The organism is Variovorax sp. CF079, assembly GCF_900101545.1.
GTDB lineage: Bacteria > Pseudomonadota > Gammaproteobacteria > Burkholderiales > Burkholderiaceae_C > Variovorax.
The window spans coordinates 32,535-48,983 of sequence record NZ_FMZU01000005.1 but is presented as its reverse complement, the minus strand read 5'-3'; the positions used below and the strand labels follow the sequence as shown (position 1 = coordinate 48,983).

The window sequence follows — 16,449 nt, the reverse complement described above, 5'->3', positions numbered from 1 at the left end:
GCGATGAGCGGTCTGGGTGGTCTCAACAAATCGGAGAACGGCGTCGTGCTCGGGCTGGTGCAGCTGCAGCTGCCGGTCGTCAAGACCAAGGCCGATCTCGCGGCGCAGACGCAGCGCATCTGCGAGCTGGTGGCCAAGGCGCGGCGCAACCAGGGGACCATGGACCTGGTGGTGTTCCCGGAATACGCGCTGCACGGCCTTTCGATGGACACCGCGCCCGAGATCATGTGTTCGCTCGACGGGCCCGAGGTGGCGGCCTTCAAGAAGGCCTGCATCGACAACAGGATCTGGGGCTGCTTCTCGATCATGGAAGCCAACCCCGGCGGCAATCCCTACAACAGCGGCCTGATCATCGACGACCAGGGCGCCCTGCGCCTCTACTACCGCAAGATGCATCCGTGGGTGCCGGTCGAACCCTGGGAGCCCGGCAACATCGGCGTGCCAGTGTGCGACGGGCCCAAGGGCAGCAAGCTGGCCCTGATCATCTGCCACGACGGCATGCTGCCTGAGATGGCGCGCGAGGCCGCGTACAAGGGCGCCGAGATCATCGTCCGCACAGCGGGCTACACGGCGCCGATCCGCCACGCCTGGCGCATCACCAACCAGGCCAACGCCTTTTGCAATCTCGCGTACACCGCGAGCGTCTGCATGTGCGGCAGCGACGGCACCTTCGACTCGATGGGCGAGGGCATGTTCTGCAACTTCGACGGCACCGTGCTGGTGGAGGGCGGCGGCCGGCCCGACGAGATCATCACCGCCGAGCTCCGGCCCGACCTGGCGCGCGAGGCCCGCACCGGCTGGGGCGTGGAGAACAACATCTACCAGCTCTACCACCGCGGCTACGTCGCGGTGAAAGGCGGCGCACAGGACTGCCCCTACACCTACATGCAGGACATGGCGGCCGGCCGCTACAAGCTGCCGTGGAGCGATGAGGTGAAAGTGAAGGACGGCAGCGGCTTCGGCTTCGAGCCGCCGGAGCGCAGCTACAAGGGACCGGAGGCCTTATGAACGAACGCTACGTCGCGGCCGAGCCCTATCGCTGGCCCTACAACGGCGCACTGCGGCCCGACAACACCGCGCTGATCGTGATCGACATGCAGACCGATTTCTGCGGCAAGGGCGGATACGTCGACGTGATGGGCTACGACCTGTCGCTCGTGCAGGTGCCGATCGCGCCGATCGCGCGCACGCTGGCGCGCCTGCGGCCACTCGGCTTCCACATCATCCACACGCGCGAGGGCCATCGCCGCGACCTGGCCGACCTGCCGGCCAACAAGCGCTGGCGCTCGCGCCAGATCGGCGCCGGCGGCGTGGGCATCGGCGACGACGGCCCCTGCGGCCGCATCCTGGTGCGCGGCGAGCCGGGCTGGGAGATCATTCCCGCGCTTGCGCCGATCGAGGGCGAGGTGGTGATCGACAAGCCCGGCAAGGGCTCCTTCTACGCCACCGATCTCGAGCTGGTGCTGCGCACGCGCGACATCGAGAACCTGATCCTGGCCGGCATCACGACCGACGTGTGCGTGCACACGACGATGCGCGACGCCAACGACCGCGGCTTCGAATGCCTGCTGCTGTCGGACTGCACGGCCGCGACTGACCACGGCAACCATCTCGCAGCCTTGAAAATGATCACGATGCAGGGCGGCGTGTTCGGCGCGCATGCGCATTCGGGCGCGCTGCTCGATGCGTTGGCTTCGATGTGAGGCAGAGCATGGCCGATGCCTCACTTCAACCCATCGGCGCGCTGCCGGCCGCCACCGGCGCGCTCGCGCTCGACACCTACCAGCTGACCAAGCGCTTCGGCAGCTTCACCGCGATGGACAGCGTCACGATGCGGGTCGAGCCCGGCACGGTGCATGCGCTGCTGGGCGAGAACGGCGCCGGCAAGAGCACGCTGGTCAAGTGCGTGGCGGGCTACCAGCGCGCAGAGGAGGGCAGCATCCTGATCGATGGGCGCGAGCAGGAGATCGCCAACCCGGTGGTGGCGCGCGCGCTCGGCATCGGCATGGTCTACCAGCACTTCACGCTGGCGCCCGGCATGACGGTGGCCGAGAACCTGTTGCTGGCCGGCGGCAAGACGCCGGCCTTGATCGACTGGAAACGCAAGCGCGCAGAGCTCGAGGCCTTTCTGGCCACCACGCCCTTTAGCCTCGACCTCGACCGGCGGCCCTCCGAGCTCGCGGCCGGCGAGAAGCAGAAGCTGGAGCTCCTGAAGCAGCTCTACCTGAAGCCGCGCCTCCTGATCCTCGACGAGCCGACCTCGGTACTGACCCCGCAGGAGGCCGACGAGGTGCTGGGCCATGTGCGCGATTTCGCGCAGAGCGGCCTGTGCACCGTGCTCATCATCACGCACAAGTTCCGCGAGGTGATGGCCTATGCCGACAGCGTGACGGTGCTGCGGCGCGGGAAAGCCGTGCATCACTGCCGCGTGGCCGACACCGACCCCCGCCGGCTGGCCGCCGCGATGATGGGCGAAGGCGAGGCTCCGCCGCCCGAGAGCGACACCGCAGCGCCGGTCGGCCGGGCGCTGCATGCGATGAAGGAGACGGCGGCGGACGCGCCCATCGCCTTGCAGGTCGAGGGCCTGCAGGCGCAGGGCGACCGCGGCACGCTGGCCGTGCACGACCTGAGCCTCGCCGTGCGCGCGGGCGAGATCCTCGGCGTGGCCGGCGTCTCGGGCAACGGCCAGCGCGAGCTGGTCGAGGCGCTGGTCGGCCAGCGCCCGCGGCTCGCAGGCCGCGTGACCGTGATGGGCGAGCCATACGCTGCACGGCGCGAGGAGAACCGGCGCCTGAAGCTGCGCAGCCTGCCCGAGGAGCCCTTGCGCAACGCCTGCGTCGGCGATCTCAGCGTGGCGGAGAACATGGCGCTGCGCGACTTCGACCAGCCGCCGCTGGCGCGCGGCGGCGTGTTGAATTTTCCGGCCTGGCGCAGCCGGGCGCGCGAGTGGATTGCCGAGTACGGTGTGAAGACCCAGGGCGAGGGCGCGCCGATCCGCAGTCTCTCGGGCGGCAATGTGCAGCGCGCCGTACTGGCCCGCGAGCTGGCCGGCGACATCAACGTGCTGATTGCCGCCAATCCCGTGTTCGGGCTGGACTTCGCCGCCGTGCGGGAGATCCACGGCCGCATCGTGCAGGTGCGGCAGAAGGGCGGCGGCGTGCTGCTCATCAGCGAAGACCTCGACGAGCTGCTGGAACTGGCAGACCGGATCGTCGTGATGAGCGAAGGACGGATCGTGTTCGAAACCTCCGCGGCTTCTGCGGAGCGGCATGTGTTGGGAGCGCATATGGGTGGGGGGCATCACGCATGAGTGCGGTCTTGCTCTTGCTCCCTCCCCCTTTGGGGGAGGGTTGGGGTCGGGGCCCTTGGGCCTTTGAACCGTCGCTGTTCCTTGCTGGGGCCTGGAGCCGGGTCTCGCCCCGGCGGGCGACTTACTTTCTTTTGCTTCGCCAAAAGAAAGTAAGCAAAGAAAAGGCGACCCCACTGTGCGTGTCCCCTGCGCTTCGCTCCGGGGCAACCTGCGGTGCTCGCTTCAGGCGGCCGAGCGAAGCGAATGCCTCAGGCTCTGGTGCCCAACCAAGCGCAACGCTCAAACAAGGGCCCAGCGCCCCCACCCCAACCCTCCCCCGGAGGGGGAGGGAGTAAAGCCAAGTCCATGCAGATACACGCCAACCCCTTCGCCTATGAGTTCGAGCTGGACAGGACAGCCCTCGTCATCATCGACATGCAACGCGACTTCGTCGAACCCGGCGGCTTCGGCGAGACCCTGGGCAACGATGTCTCGCTGCTCCAGGCCATCGTCCCTGCGACACAGTCGGTCCTCCATGCATGGCGAAAAAAGGGCGGCCTCGTCATTCACACGCGCGAAGCCCACCGCCGCGACCTCGCCGACTGCCCGCCGGCCAAGCGCAACCGCGGCAACCCGGTGCTCCGCATCGGCGACACGGGCCCCATGGGCCGCATCCTGGTCGCCGGCGAACCCGGTAACCAGATCATCGATGCGCTCGCACCCGTCGATGGCGAGATCGTGATCGACAAGCCCGGCAAGGGCGCCTTCTATGCCACCGGCCTGCAGTCCATGCTGCAGCAGCGCAGCATCCGCAAACTGATCTTCATGGGCGTCACCACCGAAGTCTGCGTGCAGACCAGCATGCGCGAGGCCAACGACCGCGGCTACGACTGCCTGCTGCTGGAAGACTGCACCGAGAGCTACTTCCCCGCCTTCAAGACGGCGGCCATCGAGATGATCCGCGCCCAGGGTGCGATCGTCGGCTGGACCGCGCCGAGCACCGCGTTGCTCGGTGCGCTCGGCAACCACTAACATCCCTGCGTGTCCACCGTTCGATCCCGCTCCCTTCCTTCCCAGCCTGCAGCCGAGGGCACGGCCGCGTTCCGCACCCGCGCCGACGAGGTCTACGCGCAGCTCAAGCGCGACGTGGCCGAGTTCAGCCTGGTGCCGGGCGACCGCTTCACCGAGAACGAGATCAGCGAGCGCCTCGGCGTCTCGCGCACGCCGGTGCGCCAGGCGCTCTTCAGGCTGCAGCAGGAGGGCTTCGTCGAGGTGCTGTTCAGGAGCGGCTGGCGCGTGCTGCCCTTCGACTTCGACCAGTTCGAACAGCTCTACGACCTGCGCATGGTGCTGGAGACCACCGCGGCGCACCGGCTCTGCGAAACCGACCGGCGCGTGGATCGCAGCCTGCTCGATGCGCTGGCCGACATCTGGCTGGTGCCGGTGGCGCAGCGCAGCGCGGACGGCGTGCAGGTCGCGCAATGGGACGAGGCCTTTCACTGTGCGCTGGTCGCGGCCGCGGGCAATGCGGAGATGGCGCGCGTGCATCGCGACGTGACCGACCGCATCCGCATCATTCGCCGGCTCGACTTCACCAAGCAGCCGCGCATCGACGCCACTTACGAGGAACACGGCAAGATTCTCAAGGCGATCCGCGCCAACCGCGGCGACCAGGCCGCGATGCTGCTGCGCGCCCACATCGAGACCAGCCAGGCCGAGGCGCGCAAGATTACGCTGCACCAGGTCTATATGGCAAAGAACGCCGGACGCCGATAGGCATGCCTCATTCCAGGGATACCGCGGAACCGGCTTCGCCGGGCTGCTGGTATCGCCCCCGGCGAGGGGGGTGGCCTGGGGGAGAGCCTTTACAGAGTGAACTCGTAGTCCACGGTGATCGGCGCGTGGTCGCTGAACTTGATGGTCTTGAAAATCTGCTCGCTGCGCGCGAGCTGGGCGGTCTTCGGCGTCGCCAGGTGGTAGTCCAACCGCCAGCCCACGTTCTTGGCATAGGCCTGGCCGCGGTTGCTCCACCAGGTGTAGGCCTCGTCGGTGGTGTCGGGCTTGAGCATCCGGTAGACGTCGACCAGGCCGGCGCCCTCCGCGCCGGCGTCGAGCAGCTTCGTCATCCAGGCGCGCTCCTCGGGCAGGAAGCCGCTGTTCTTCTGGTTGCCGCGCCAGTTCTTGAGGTCGATCTCCTTGTGCGCGATGTTGATGTCGCCGCAGAGGACGAACTCGCGCTCGGCCTTGAGCGCGATCAGGTGCGGGAAGAAGCCCTTGAGAAAACGGTACTTCGCCGCCTGCCGCTCCTCCCCCGAGGAGCCGCTCGGAAAGTAGCAGCTGATGACCGAGAACTTGCGCTTGGGCGTATCGAAGCGCAGTTCGAGGTAGCGGCCTTCGGCATCGAACTCCTTGTCGCCCCAGCCCACCACGACCTCGCTGGGCTCGTGCTTGGTGTAAACCGCAGTGCCGGCGTAGCCCTTCCTCTCCGCAAAATGGAAGTGGCCCTTGAGACCGGCCATGGCCTCGAACCGGCCTTCGATATCGCTGGCCTGGACGCGGATTTCCTGCATGCAAATACAATCCGGCGCCAGTTCGGCAACCCAGTCGGCGACGCCTTTGGTCGCGGCCGAGCGCAGGCCATTGAGGTTGAGGCTGGTCAGTTTGAACACAAGGACGTTCCCGATGGCTGAAGAGGTGACAGAGGTGGGAGAGGGCGGTGCGCTGGCGCAGGCCTTCGTGCAGTTCGCGCTCGAATCGGGGGTGCTGCGCTTCGGCCAGTTCAAGACCAAGGCCGGCCGCATGAGCCCCTACTTCTTCAACGCGGGCCTGTTCGACGACGGCGCCAAGCTCGCGCGGCTCGCTGGATTCTATGCAGACCGGCTGATCGCGAGCGGCCTGGACTTCGACATGATCTTCGGCCCGGCCTACAAGGGCATCCCGCTCGGCGCCACGGTGGCCGCCGAACTCGCCCGGCGCGGCCGCAACGTGCCCTTTGCCTACAACCGCAAGGAAGCCAAGGACCACGGCGAGGGCGGCACGCTGGTCGGCGCGCCGCTCAAGGGCCGCGTGCTGATCGTCGACGACGTGATGTCGGCCGGCACTGCGGTGCGCGAGTCCATCGCCGCCATCCAGAGCGCCGGCGCCACCCCGCACGCGGTGGCCATCGCGCTGGACCGGCAGGAGAAGGCGACCGAGAACGGCATCGATGTGGCGCACAGCGCCGTGCAATATGTCCGCAACCAGCTCGGGCTGCAGGTGGTGGCGATCGCGACGCTTGACGACTTGTTACATTACCTCTCGGGCCGCGCGGACGACGAGCTGCGCGCCCACCGGGAGGGAGTGCTGGCATACAGGGCGCGCTACGGCGCGGGTTGATTCCACTGTTTGAAGGACCGACGTTGGCGCGCATCCTCACTCGCATCGCTTCTCTGGCCCTCTTGCTGGCGGGGGCCGGTGTGGTCCCTGCGCAACCGGCGCCGGCCGCGAGCTCCGGCATCTACAGCTGCGTCGACGCCCGGGGGCGCACCCTCACCTCCGACCGCCCGATCGCCGACTGCAGCGATCGCGAACAACGCGAACTGAGCCCGAGCGGCTCCGTGCGGCGCAAGATCGAGCCCACCTACACGGCACGCGAGCTGGCCGAGCGCGAGGACCGCGAGCGCCAGGCGCAGCTGCAGGCGGCGCGTCTGATCGAAGAGCGCCGCCGCGAACGCGCGCTCCTGATCCGCTATCCCAATGCCACCGCGCACGACCGCGAACGCGCCGAGGCGCTGGTCCAGATCGATGCAGTGATCAACGCCGCCAAGAAGCGCCTGGGCGAGCTGGCCGAGGAGCGCAAGAAGATCGACGACGAGCTGGAGTTCTACAAGAAGGATGTCAGCAAGGCGCCGGATTCCCTGCGCCGCAAGCTCGACGACAACGGCAAGAGCGTCGCGGTACAGAACCGCTTCATCGGCGACCAGGAAGACGAGAAGAGGCGCGTCAACGCGCGCTTCGACGAGGAGCGCGGGCGCCTCAAGCCGCTGTGGGCGGGCAATGCGCCTGCGACCACGGCGCGCTGAGCCGGTGCGCAACCGAACGGGCACGATGACTGCGCATTGACCTTCGTCACCGCGCACAAGCAGTGATACCTGTTGTTCACCTCGTTGGCCCCGGGGGCGCCGGGAAGACGTCCGTTGGGATCTCCCTGGCAGGGCGGCTGGGCTGGCACTTTGTCGACCTCGACCAGCGCTTCATGGCATGTGAAGGCGACATCACTGCCTGCATCGAGGCACACGGCTACGCGGGCTATGCCAGGCGGAACGTATCTACCTACCTCCAGACGAAGAGCGCCCTCGCAGCACCCGCTGTGTGTGCGCTTTCATCTGGTTTCATGACGTATCCAGCGGATGTCGATACGCGATACCCGGCGCTTCGCAGTTCCATCGAATCCGACGCGCTGACCGCGCTTCCGCTACCAGCGTTCGACTTGGAGACGTGTGTCGACATCATCGTGAAGAAACAGCTGTCGAGGCCGTATTTGTCCGGCAGCAGGGCGAATGAAGAGTCGCGCATCCGCGCGCGGTTTCCAAGATTCATGGCATTGCAATGCACGCGTTTTCGCAGTGATGCGGAGCCGGACCATACTGCGTCGTAAATCGAACGGTTCGTGCGGGCGCGCAGGCCGATCGTGTCGCACGCCACCCATCACTCAAGTCACTTCGAGCGCAATTCACAATCATGGAACCCACCAGACTCAAAGTAGGCCAGCCCATCACGCCAGAACAATTCGAAGAACTGTCCGACGAGCAACTGGAGCGCCTGGTCCCGCGCGCATACCGGGAGTTCTTCCCGGGCAAAGACTTCTGCACGGACGGCCACTTCTACCTGCACGACGGTACTGCATGGAGCTTCTACCGAGCAGGCTTCCTCGATGAGTAGCGGGGCCGCAGGCGACCGTCGAGCCCGCCCGGCAACGGCTTCCTGGTTCAGCCCAGCTTCGCCTTCAACAGCGCATTGACCTGCGCCGGATTGGCCTTGCCCTGGCTGGCCTTCATGACCTGGCCGACCAGCGCGTTGAAAGCCTTGTCCTTGCCGGCGCGGTATTCGTCGATGTTCTTCTGGTTGGTGGCCAGCACGCCGTCGATGATCTTCTCGAGTTCGCCGGTGTCGCTCATCTGCTTCAGGCCCTTGGCCTCGATGATCCGGTCTGCGTCATCGCCTTCGCCGGTCCAGAGCGCATCGAAGACCTGGCGCGCGGCGTTGTTCGACACCGTGCCGTCGCTGATGCGCTCGATCAGCTTCGCGAGTTGCGCGGCCGTCACCGGTGCTTCGCCGATCGCGATGTCCTGCAGGTTGAGGCGGCGCGCGATCTCGCCGGTGATCCAGTTGCTCGCCAGCTTGGCGTTGGCGCCGGCGGCCACCGCGCTCTGGAAGTAGCGGGCCAGCGCGGGGCTCTGGGTGAGCTGCGTGGCGTCGTAGTCCGACAGGCCGTGCTCGCGCACGTAGCGCTCGGCCATCGCGCGCGGCAGCTCCGGCATGTCGGCGCGCACGCGCTCGATCCATTCGGCCGCGATCGCCAGCGGCGGCAGGTCCGGGTCGGGGAAGTAGCGGTAATCGGCCGCGTCTTCCTTGGTGCGCATGGCGCGTGTCTCGCCGGTGTCGGGATCGAACAGCACCGTGGCCTGCTGGATCGCGCGGCCGTCATCGATCTCGCCGATCTGCCAGCGGATCTCGTAGTCGATCGCCTGCTGCATGAACTTGAAGCTGTTCAGGTTCTTGATCTCGCGCCGCGTGCCCAGCGGCTGGCCGGGCCGGCGCACCGAGACATTGGCATCGCAGCGGAAGCTGCCTTCCTGCATGTTGCCGTCGCAGATGCCGATCCAGGTCACGATCTTGTGCAGCTCGCGCGCATAGGCCACGGCCTCGGCGGTGGAGCGCATGTCGGGCTCGGTCACGATCTCCAGCAGAGGTGTACCGGCGCGGTTCAGGTCGATGCCCGACTGGCCGACGAAGTCCTCGTGCAGCGACTTGCCGGCGTCCTCTTCGAGATGGGCGCGCACCAGGCGCACGGTTTTCTTCTCGTCGCCGAGAAAAAACGACACCGATCCGCCCTGCACGACCGGAATCTCGTACTGGCTGATCTGGTAGCCCTTGGGCAGGTCGGGATAGAAGTAGTTCTTGCGCGCGAACACGCTGCGCGGTGCGATGTGCGAGCCGAGCGCGAGCCCGAGCTTGATGGCGCGCTCGACCGCGCCCTTGTTCATCACCGGCAGCGTGCCGGGCAGCGCGAGGTCCACCGCCGAGGCCTGGGTGTTGGGCTCGGCGCCGAAGGCGGTGGAGGCGCGGCTGAAGATCTTGCTCGCGGTCGAGAGCTGGGCATGGGTCTCGAAGCCAATGATGACTTCGTAGCCTTGCACCAGCGGGCCGGTCGGGCGGCCTTCCTGCATCTGTTCGAAGGAGTTCATGTCAAAAGCCCTCCGGCGTGCGGCGGTGCCAGTCGGTCGCCTGCTGGAAACGGTGCGCCGCGTTCAGCAGCTTCGCCTCGCCGAAATAGTTGCCGATCAATTGCAGGCCGACCGGCATGCCGCCGTCGAAGCCCACCGGCAGGCTCATGCCGGGCAGGCCGGCGAGCGAGCCCGGCAGCGTGAAGATGTCGGCCAGGTAGTCGGCCACCGGGTCGCCGCCGTGTTCGCCCAGCTTCCAGGCGACCGTGGGCGCGGCCGGGCCGGCGATCACATCGCACTGCGCGAAAGCCTGCTGGAAATCGTCGGCGATCATGCGGCGCACCTTCTGCGCCTGCAGGTAGTAGGCGTCGTAGTAGCCGTGCGAGAGCACGTAGGTGCCGATCATGATGCGGCGCTTGACCTCGTCGCCGAAGCCTTCCTCGCGCGTCTTGGCGTACATGTCGGCCAGATCGCGGTAGTTCTTGGCCCGATGGCCGAACTTGACGCCGTCGAAGCGGCTCAGGTTGCTCGACGCTTCGGCCGCCGCAATGATGTAGTAGACCGGGATCGACAGCTCGGTGCGCGGCAGCGTGACCTCGACGCGGCGGGCGCCGAGCTTTTCGTATTCCGCCAGCGCGGCGTCGATGGCCGCGCGCACGCCGGGGGCGACGCCTTCGCCCAGGAACTCCTTCGGCACGCCGATGCGCAGGCCGTCGAGCGAATCGGTGAGGGTGCGCGAAAAATCCTCGGCTGGCTTGTCCAGTGAGGTCGAATCGCGCTCGGGGTCGGGTCCGCACAGGGCCGACAGCAGCAGCGCGCAGTCTTCGGCCGAGCGCGCCAGCGGCCCGGCCTGGTCGAGGCTGGAGGCGAAGGCGACCATGCCGTAGCGCGAGGCGCGGCCGTAGGTCGGCTTGATGCCGGTCACGCCGCAGAAGGAGGCCGGCTGGCGGATTGAGCCGCCGGTGTCGGTGCCGGTCGCGGCCGGCGCCAGGCGCGCGGCCACCGCTGCAGCGCTGCCGCCCGAGGAGCCGCCGGGAATGCGCGTCGTGTCCCACGGGTTGCGCACAGGCACCGCGCGGTCGAAGCCGACGGCCGGCACCGCGACGTTCTCGTTGGCCGAACCCATCGCGAATTCGTCGCAGCTCAGCTTGCCGAGCGTGACGGCGCCGGCTTCGGCCAGCTTGCGCACCACGGTGGCATCGAAGGGCGAGCGGTAGCCGGCCAGGATGCGCGAGCCCGCGGTGGTCGGGAAATCGGCGGTGACGAAGATGTCCTTGTGCGCGATCGGCACGCCGGCCAGGGCCGGGGCCTTGCCGGCGGCGAGCAGGGCGTCGGCGGCGCGGGCCTGGGCCAGCGTCACGTCCTCGTCGAGGGCGACGAAGCTGCCAAGATCCTGGTGCTGCTTGATGCGCGCCAAGTGGTGTTCGGCGGCCTCGACCGCCGACACCTTGCGCTCGCGCAGGGCCGCGGCCAATTCGGCCACCCCCATCTGGTGCAGGTCGGCGGCGCTCATTCGATCACCTTCGGCACCAGGAACAGGCCGTTCTCGACCGCCGGCGCGCTGCGCTGGTTGGCCTCGCGCCGGTTCGGTTCGCTCGCCACGTCCTCGGCCAGCCGGAGCGTCACATCCTCGAAGGCGGCCACGGGGTGGGCCAGCGGCTCCAGGCCGGCGGTGTCGACCGCGCGCATCCGCTCCACCAGTTCGAAGAAGCCGTTGATCTGGCCCAGCATGCGCTCGCTCTCGTCGGGGGCAAGCTCCAGCCTGGCGAGCGATGCGATGCGCGCAATATCGGAGGAAGTGAGTGACATCGAAAAAAGAAGGCCGCCACACGTCGGAAGGGTGCGCCAGCGCTGGGATACAGAGGGGATTCGGGTATTATCCCGCCTTTGCCGCAACCCCCGCGAACGCGACGGCATTTGCTGCAAAAACGATCCAACCACCCCGTCAAAAAACGACCCAGCAAGAGGGCGACGACATGCCGACGCGCATGCCGTGCTCCAGAGGATTCCACAATGTTTGGAGCTTTTCGTCGGTACTTTTCTACCGACCTCGCGATCGACCTCGGCACCGCGAACACCCTGATCTTTGCGCGCAACAAGGGCATCGTGCTCGATGAGCCCTCGGTCGTGGCCATCCGTCACGAAGGCGGCCCGCACGGCAAGAAGGTGATCCAGGCCGTGGGCCGCGAAGCCAAGGCCATGCTCGGCAAGGTGCCCGGCAACATCGAGGCCATCCGCCCGATGAAGGACGGCGTGATCGCCGATTTCGTGATCACCGAGCAGATGATCAAGCAGTTCATCAAGATGGTGCACCCGCGCTCGCTGCTCACGCCCAGCCCGCGCATCATCATCTGCGTGCCCTGCGGCTCGACCCAGGTCGAGCGCCGCGCCATCAAGGACGCCGCCGAAGCCGCCGGCGCCACCTCGGTCTACCTGATCGAGGAACCCATGGCCGCCGCGATCGGCGCCGGTCTGCCGGTGTCCGAAGCCAGCGGCTCGATGGTGGTCGACATCGGCGGCGGCACCACCGAGGTCGGCGTGATCTCGCTCGGCGGCATGGTCTACAAGGGCAGCGTGCGCGTCGGCGGCGACCGCTTCGACGAGGCCATCATCAACTACATCCGCCGCAACTACGGCATGCTGATCGGCGAGCCGACGGCCGAAGTCATCAAGAAGAGCATCGGCTCGGCCTTCCCCGGTTCCGAAGTCAAGGAAATGGAAGTCAAGGGCCGCAACCTCAGCGAAGGCGTGCCGCGCAGCTTCACCATCAGCAGCAACGAAGTGCTGGAGGCGCTGACCGATCCGCTCAACAACATCGTTTCGGCGGTCAAGAACGCGCTGGAGCAGACCCCGCCCGAGCTGGGCGCCGACATCGCCGAGCGCGGCATGATGCTGACCGGCGGCGGCGCGCTGCTGCGCGACCTCGACCGCCTGCTGGCCGAGGAAACCGGCCTGCCGGTGCTGGTGGCCGAAGACCCTCTGACCTGCGTGGTGCGCGGCTGCGGCATCGCCCTGGAGCGCATGGACAGGTTGGGAAGCATCTTCACCAGCGAGTGATGCACACTTTGCACATTTGGCCGGCCCGTGTCAGCATCGGCCGGCTTTTTTCCATCTAACGCGCAGCTCACACCATGCCCCTGGGCACGCTGGATCGCACCGCGCCACCCCTGTTCAACCAGGGGCCTTCGGCGCTCAGCAAGCTGATCTTCTTCAGCGCGCTCGCGCTGTTCCTGATGGTGGCCGACGCGCGCTTCAACATCGTGCAGCCGCTGCGCGCGGGCATCGGCGCGGTGCTCTATCCCATCCAGTGGCTGGCGCTCAAGCCGGTGCAGCTCGCGATGGGCGGCGGCCGCTACCTGGAAGACCTGCAGACTGCGCAAAGCAAGGAGGCGGAGGCCCGCAAGGCGCTCGCGCTGCAGTCCGAACGCGCGAGCCAGGCCGACACCCTGGCGCAGGAGAACGCGCGGCTGCGCTCTCTGCTCGAACTGCGCCAGGCCACGCAGACGCCGGGCCGCGCGGCCGAGGTGCTCTACGACGCCGCCGATCCCTACACCCGCAAGCTGGTCATCGACCAGGGGCTCACCAACGGCATCGCGGCCGGCTCGCCGGTGATCGACGAGCACGGCGTGGTCGGGCAGGTCACGCAGGTCCAGCCTTTCAGCAGCGAGATCACGCTGGTGATCGACCGCGACCTGTCGATTCCCGTGCAGAACGTGCGCACCGGCGCGCGCAGCGTGGCCTTCGGCGATGCCAGCGCCCACGGCGGCGGGCTCGAGCTGCGCTTCATGGCGGCCAATGCCGACTTGCAGGAAGGCGACCTGCTCACCACCAGCGGCGTCGACGGCGTCTACCCGCCGGGCCTGCCGGTCGCCAAGATCGACCGCATCGAGCGCCGCGCCGACACCGCTTTCGCGCGCATCCACTGCGTGCCGCTGGCCCATGTGACGGCCGCGCGCTACGTGCTGGTGCTGGCGCCCACGGGCGTGCAGGCGCCGAAGCCGGTGCCGGCCGCACCGGCGGATGCCGCGGCGGGCAAGAAGAAGGGCGACAAGTCCGCCGCCAAGCCTGACAAGAAGGAGGGCCGAACCCGATGATCATGCGTCCCGGCCAGCAGCAGCTCCTGCTGCCCGTCAGTCCCCTCTTCATGTGGGCGAGCCTCATTGCGGCCCTGCTCGTCAACATGATTCCGATCGGTCGCGCCGCCTGGACGCCCGACCTGCTGGCGCTGGTGATCGTGTTCTGGAGCGTGCACCAGCCCGCGCGCATCGGCATCGGCGCGGCCTTCATGTTCGGTCTCCTGATGGACGTGCATCAGACGGCCATGCTGGGCCAGCATGCGCTGTCCTACACCACGCTCGGTTTCTTCGCGATCATGATCCACCGGCGCCTGCTCTGGTACCCGGTGGTCTCGCAGGCCTTGCAGGTGCTGCCGCTGTTCGCGCTCTCGCACCTGATCGAAGTCGCGATCCGGATGATCGGCGGCGGCATCTTCCCGGGCTGGACGATCCTGATCTCGCCGGCCATCGAGACCGCCCTGTGGCCGCTGGTGAGCCTGGCGCTCCTTGCGCCGCAGCGCCGCACCCCCGAGCCCGATGCCAACCGCCCCCTGTGAAGACATGCTGATCCGGCTTGTCCTGCAGCTCCGGCGAGCGTAGGCTCGCGCGCGCCATGACCGAACTCCGCAACGTCGCCGCCGACCTCGCGCGCTTCAAGCGCCGGGTGATCGTGATCGGCCTCGTGGTGCTCACCGCCTTCAGCCTCCTGTGCACGCGCCTGTTCTTCCTGCAGGTGGTGCGCCACGACGATCTCGCGGAGCAGGCCGAGAGCAACCGCACGGCCGTCGTGCCGGTGGTGCCGAACCGCGGCCTGATCCTCGACCGCAACGGCATCGTGCTGGCCTCCAACTACTCGGCCTACACCCTCGAGATCACGCCCTCGAAGGTCGGCAGCCTGGAAGACACCATGGACAGCCTCGGCGAGGTGGTGGAAGTCTCGCAGCGCGACCGCCGGCGCTTCAAGCGCCTGCGCGAGGACTCGCGCAGCTTCGATTCGATCCCGATCCGCACCCGCCTGAGCGACGAGGAGGTCGCGCGCTTCGCGGCGCAGCGCTACCGCTTCCCGGGTGTCGAGATCAAGGCCCGGCTGTTCCGCAACTACCCCAACGGCGAACTCGCCTCCCATGTGCTGGGCTACATCGGCCGCATCAACCAGCGCGAGAAGACCGCGATGGAGGACTGGAGCGAGGAAGACCAGGCCAACTACAAGGGCACCGACTACATCGGCAAGCTGGGCATCGAGCAGAGCTACGAGAAGACGCTGCACGGCCACACCGGCGTCGAGCAGATGGAAACCTCGGCCGGCGGCCGCGCGGTGCGCCGGCTCTCGAGCCACCCGGCGACGCCCGGCAACACGGTGAAGCTCTCGCTGGACATCAAGCTGCAGAAGCTGGTGGAAGACATGTTCGGCGAGCGCCGCGGCGCGCTGGTGGCGATCGATCCCAACAGCGGCGAGGTGCTGGCCTTCGTGAGCAAGCCCACCTTCGATCCGAACCTGTTCGTCGAGGGCATCGACAACGAAAGCTGGCAGGCGCTCAACGAGTCGCTGGACAAGCCGCTTCTGAACCGCGCGCTGCGCGGCACCTACCCGCCGGGCTCGACCTACAAGCCCTTCATGGCGATGGCCGCGCTGCAGCTCGGCAAGCGCGCGCCGAGCGTGGTGATCAACGACCCGGGCTTCTACACCTTCGGCGGCCACACGTTCAAGAGCCACGAGGGCGGCCTGGGCGGGATGGACATGCACCGCGCCATCCAGTTCTCGAGCAACACCTACTTCTATTCGCTCGCGGTCGACATGGGAGTGGACGCCATCCACGACTTCATGAAGCCGCTGGGCTTCGGCCAGATCACCGGCATCGACGTCCAGGGCGAAGTGCGCGGCCTCTTGCCCAGCACGACCTGGAAGCGCGACGCCTACAAGCGTCCCGAGATGAAGAAGTGGTACCCCGGCGAAACCGTCTCGCTCGGCATCGGCCAGGGCTACAACAACTTCACGATGCTGCAGCTCGCGGCGGCCGAAGCCACGCTGGCCAACGGCGGCATCAAGCACCAGCCGCACCTGGTGCTCGGCATCAAGAACACGGTGAGCGGCGAGACCGTCCCGATGCCGCAGCCGCCGGGCGTGGACCTGGGCTACGCGCCGAAGAACGTGGAGATCGTGCGCAACGCGCTGGTCGCGGTGAACAAGGGCGGCACCGGTACGCGCGTGTTCGCCGGGGCGCCCTACAGCTCGGCCGGCAAGACCGGCACGGCGCAGGCCGTGAGCATGGGCCAGAACGTGAAGTACAACGCCAAGGCGCTCGAGGAGCACCAGCGTGACCACTCGCTGTTCGCGGCCTACGCGCCGGCGGAGGCGCCCAGGATCGCGGTCGCGATCATCGTCGAGAACGCCGGCTTTGGTGCGGCGGCAGCGGCCCCGATCGTGCGCCGCGTGTTCGACTACTGGCTGGCCGACCAGTATCCCAACGAGCAGGACCTGGTCGCGGTGCAGGCCGGCAAGGCCGGCCCACCGATGGGCAAGCCGCGCGTGGCGAGCGAGATGGCCTGGCCCATCGTCTCTGGTCCGGCCGCGGCAACGGCCCCCTGACGGCTCCGATCGATTTGAGGGTTAACCCTGGGTTTTCGGGGGTGATTCGCCCCTCCTGTACGCTCTAGGCCTTTGTAAATAATCGTTACTAAA

The 16,449-nt window shown here is 67.6% G+C and carries 17 protein-coding genes; 13 read left to right on the top strand and 4 right to left on the bottom strand.

The window, feature by feature from the left end; genetic code table 11:
* Positions 1–3 precede the first annotated feature (3 nt).
* The 5 genes from BLS74_RS07720 (at position 4) to BLS74_RS07700 (ending at position 5,065) form a co-directional block, all read left to right on the top strand.
* Entirely contained in the window at positions 4–1,008 is a 1,005-nt protein-coding gene (locus BLS74_RS07720) for a formamidase (protein ID WP_093104257.1), read from the top strand.
* Complete coding sequence (locus BLS74_RS07715) at positions 1,005–1,703, top strand: biuret amidohydrolase (protein WP_093104255.1); 699 nt, start codon at positions 1,005–1,007, stop codon at positions 1,701–1,703. Before BLS74_RS07720 ends, BLS74_RS07715 begins: the two co-directional genes overlap by 4 nt.
* An 8-nt stretch (positions 1,704–1,711) precedes the next feature.
* Positions 1,712–3,310, top strand: a complete 1,599-nt coding sequence (locus tag BLS74_RS07710) for an ABC transporter ATP-binding protein (RefSeq protein WP_093104254.1) — start codon at positions 1,712–1,714, stop codon at positions 3,308–3,310.
* Positions 3,311–3,655: 345 nt separating this feature from the next.
* On the top strand, positions 3,656–4,321 hold the full coding sequence (locus BLS74_RS07705; protein ID WP_093104252.1) for a cysteine hydrolase family protein: 666 nt from the start codon (positions 3,656–3,658) through the stop codon (positions 4,319–4,321).
* Between the two features lie 9 nt (positions 4,322–4,330).
* Positions 4,331–5,065, top strand: a complete 735-nt coding sequence (locus tag BLS74_RS07700) for a GntR family transcriptional regulator (protein WP_093104251.1) — start codon at positions 4,331–4,333, stop codon at positions 5,063–5,065.
* Between the two features lie 89 nt (positions 5,066–5,154).
* Here the strand turns inward: BLS74_RS07700 and BLS74_RS07695 are convergent, their stop codons facing one another.
* Entirely contained in the window at positions 5,155–5,958 is an 804-nt protein-coding gene (locus BLS74_RS07695) for an exodeoxyribonuclease III (RefSeq protein ID WP_093104249.1), read from the bottom strand.
* A 13-nt stretch (positions 5,959–5,971) separates the two neighbouring features.
* Here BLS74_RS07695 and pyrE point away from each other — a divergent pair, with 13 nt between their 5' ends.
* The 4 genes from pyrE (at position 5,972) to BLS74_RS07675 (ending at position 8,209) form a co-directional block, all read left to right on the top strand.
* Positions 5,972–6,664 (top strand): orotate phosphoribosyltransferase, encoded by a 693-nt coding sequence (gene pyrE, locus BLS74_RS07690; protein WP_093104248.1) that lies wholly within the window; start codon positions 5,972–5,974, stop codon positions 6,662–6,664.
* A 62-nt stretch (positions 6,665–6,726) separates the two neighbouring features.
* Positions 6,727–7,350: a DUF4124 domain-containing protein gene (locus BLS74_RS07685; protein WP_244503810.1), complete on the top strand. Its 624-nt coding sequence runs from the start codon at positions 6,727–6,729 to the stop codon at positions 7,348–7,350.
* 62 nt (positions 7,351–7,412) lie between these two features.
* Positions 7,413–7,925 carry a shikimate kinase gene (locus tag BLS74_RS07680; RefSeq protein WP_093104244.1) on the top strand — a complete coding sequence of 171 codons (513 nt, stop codon included), beginning with the start codon at positions 7,413–7,415 and terminating at the stop codon, positions 7,923–7,925.
* Positions 7,926–8,008: 83 nt separating this feature from the next.
* Positions 8,009–8,209, top strand: coding sequence for a hypothetical protein (locus tag BLS74_RS07675; protein WP_093104243.1), 201 nt, complete (start codon positions 8,009–8,011; stop codon positions 8,207–8,209).
* A gap of 47 nt (positions 8,210–8,256) precedes the next feature.
* Here BLS74_RS07675 and gatB read toward each other — a convergent pair whose 3' ends face one another.
* From gatB to gatC, 3 genes are read right to left on the bottom strand one after another with little or no spacing between them, the layout of a single operon-like run.
* The gene (gene gatB / locus BLS74_RS07670; protein WP_093104241.1) at positions 8,257–9,735 is read right to left on the bottom strand and encodes an Asp-tRNA(Asn)/Glu-tRNA(Gln) amidotransferase subunit GatB; all 1,479 of its coding nucleotides are present in this window, start codon (positions 9,733–9,735) and stop codon (positions 8,257–8,259) included.
* 1 nt (position 9,736) lies between these two features.
* The gene (gatA, locus tag BLS74_RS07665) at positions 9,737–11,227 is read right to left on the bottom strand and encodes an Asp-tRNA(Asn)/Glu-tRNA(Gln) amidotransferase subunit GatA (RefSeq protein ID WP_093104239.1); all 1,491 of its coding nucleotides are present in this window, start codon (positions 11,225–11,227) and stop codon (positions 9,737–9,739) included.
* Positions 11,224–11,523, bottom strand: coding sequence for an Asp-tRNA(Asn)/Glu-tRNA(Gln) amidotransferase subunit GatC (gatC, locus tag BLS74_RS07660; protein ID WP_093104238.1), 300 nt, complete (start codon positions 11,521–11,523; stop codon positions 11,224–11,226). The genes gatA and gatC overlap by 4 nt, the downstream gene beginning before the upstream one ends.
* 204 nt (positions 11,524–11,727) lie before the next feature.
* Between gatC and BLS74_RS07655 the strand changes: the two genes are divergently transcribed.
* The 4 genes from BLS74_RS07655 to mrdA all read left to right on the top strand — a co-directional run bounded on the left by BLS74_RS07655 (position 11,728) and on the right by mrdA (position 16,356).
* Positions 11,728–12,771, top strand: coding sequence for a rod shape-determining protein (locus BLS74_RS07655; RefSeq protein WP_028249609.1), 1,044 nt, complete (start codon positions 11,728–11,730; stop codon positions 12,769–12,771).
* A 74-nt stretch (positions 12,772–12,845) separates the two neighbouring features.
* Positions 12,846–13,808 carry a rod shape-determining protein MreC gene (mreC, locus tag BLS74_RS07650; protein WP_093104236.1) on the top strand — a complete coding sequence of 321 codons (963 nt, stop codon included), beginning with the start codon at positions 12,846–12,848 and terminating at the stop codon, positions 13,806–13,808.
* Positions 13,805–14,326: a rod shape-determining protein MreD gene (gene mreD, locus BLS74_RS07645; RefSeq protein WP_093104235.1), complete on the top strand. Its 522-nt coding sequence runs from the start codon at positions 13,805–13,807 to the stop codon at positions 14,324–14,326. Before mreC ends, mreD begins: the two co-directional genes overlap by 4 nt.
* A 56-nt stretch (positions 14,327–14,382) precedes the next feature.
* Positions 14,383–16,356 (top strand): penicillin-binding protein 2, encoded by a 1,974-nt coding sequence (gene mrdA, locus BLS74_RS07640; RefSeq protein ID WP_093104233.1) that lies wholly within the window; start codon positions 14,383–14,385, stop codon positions 16,354–16,356.
* The last annotated feature ends 93 nt before the right edge of the window (positions 16,357–16,449 follow it).

Coding starts and splice junctions, on each gene's coding strand:
- BLS74_RS07720 (WP_093104257.1), top strand. CDS start 4: ATGAGCGGTCTGGGTGGTCTCAACAAATCGGAGAACGGCGTCGTGCTC.
- BLS74_RS07715 (WP_093104255.1), top strand. CDS start 1,005: ATGAACGAACGCTACGTCGCGGCCGAGCCCTATCGCTGGCCCTACAAC.
- BLS74_RS07710 (WP_093104254.1), top strand. CDS start 1,712: ATGGCCGATGCCTCACTTCAACCCATCGGCGCGCTGCCGGCCGCCACC.
- BLS74_RS07705 (WP_093104252.1), top strand. CDS start 3,656: ATGCAGATACACGCCAACCCCTTCGCCTATGAGTTCGAGCTGGACAGG.
- pyrE (WP_093104248.1), top strand. CDS start 5,972: ATGGCTGAAGAGGTGACAGAGGTGGGAGAGGGCGGTGCGCTGGCGCAG.
- BLS74_RS07675 (WP_093104243.1), top strand. CDS start 8,009: ATGGAACCCACCAGACTCAAAGTAGGCCAGCCCATCACGCCAGAACAA.
- gatB (WP_093104241.1), bottom strand. CDS start 9,735: ATGAACTCCTTCGAACAGATGCAGGAAGGCCGCCCGACCGGCCCGCTG.
- gatA (WP_093104239.1), bottom strand. CDS start 11,227: ATGAGCGCCGCCGACCTGCACCAGATGGGGGTGGCCGAATTGGCCGCG.
- gatC (WP_093104238.1), bottom strand. CDS start 11,523: ATGTCACTCACTTCCTCCGATATTGCGCGCATCGCATCGCTCGCCAGG.
- BLS74_RS07655 (WP_028249609.1), top strand. CDS start 11,728: ATGTTTGGAGCTTTTCGTCGGTACTTTTCTACCGACCTCGCGATCGAC.
- mreC (WP_093104236.1), top strand. CDS start 12,846: ATGCCCCTGGGCACGCTGGATCGCACCGCGCCACCCCTGTTCAACCAG.
- mreD (WP_093104235.1), top strand. CDS start 13,805: ATGATCATGCGTCCCGGCCAGCAGCAGCTCCTGCTGCCCGTCAGTCCC.
- mrdA (WP_093104233.1), top strand. CDS start 14,383: ATGACCGAACTCCGCAACGTCGCCGCCGACCTCGCGCGCTTCAAGCGC.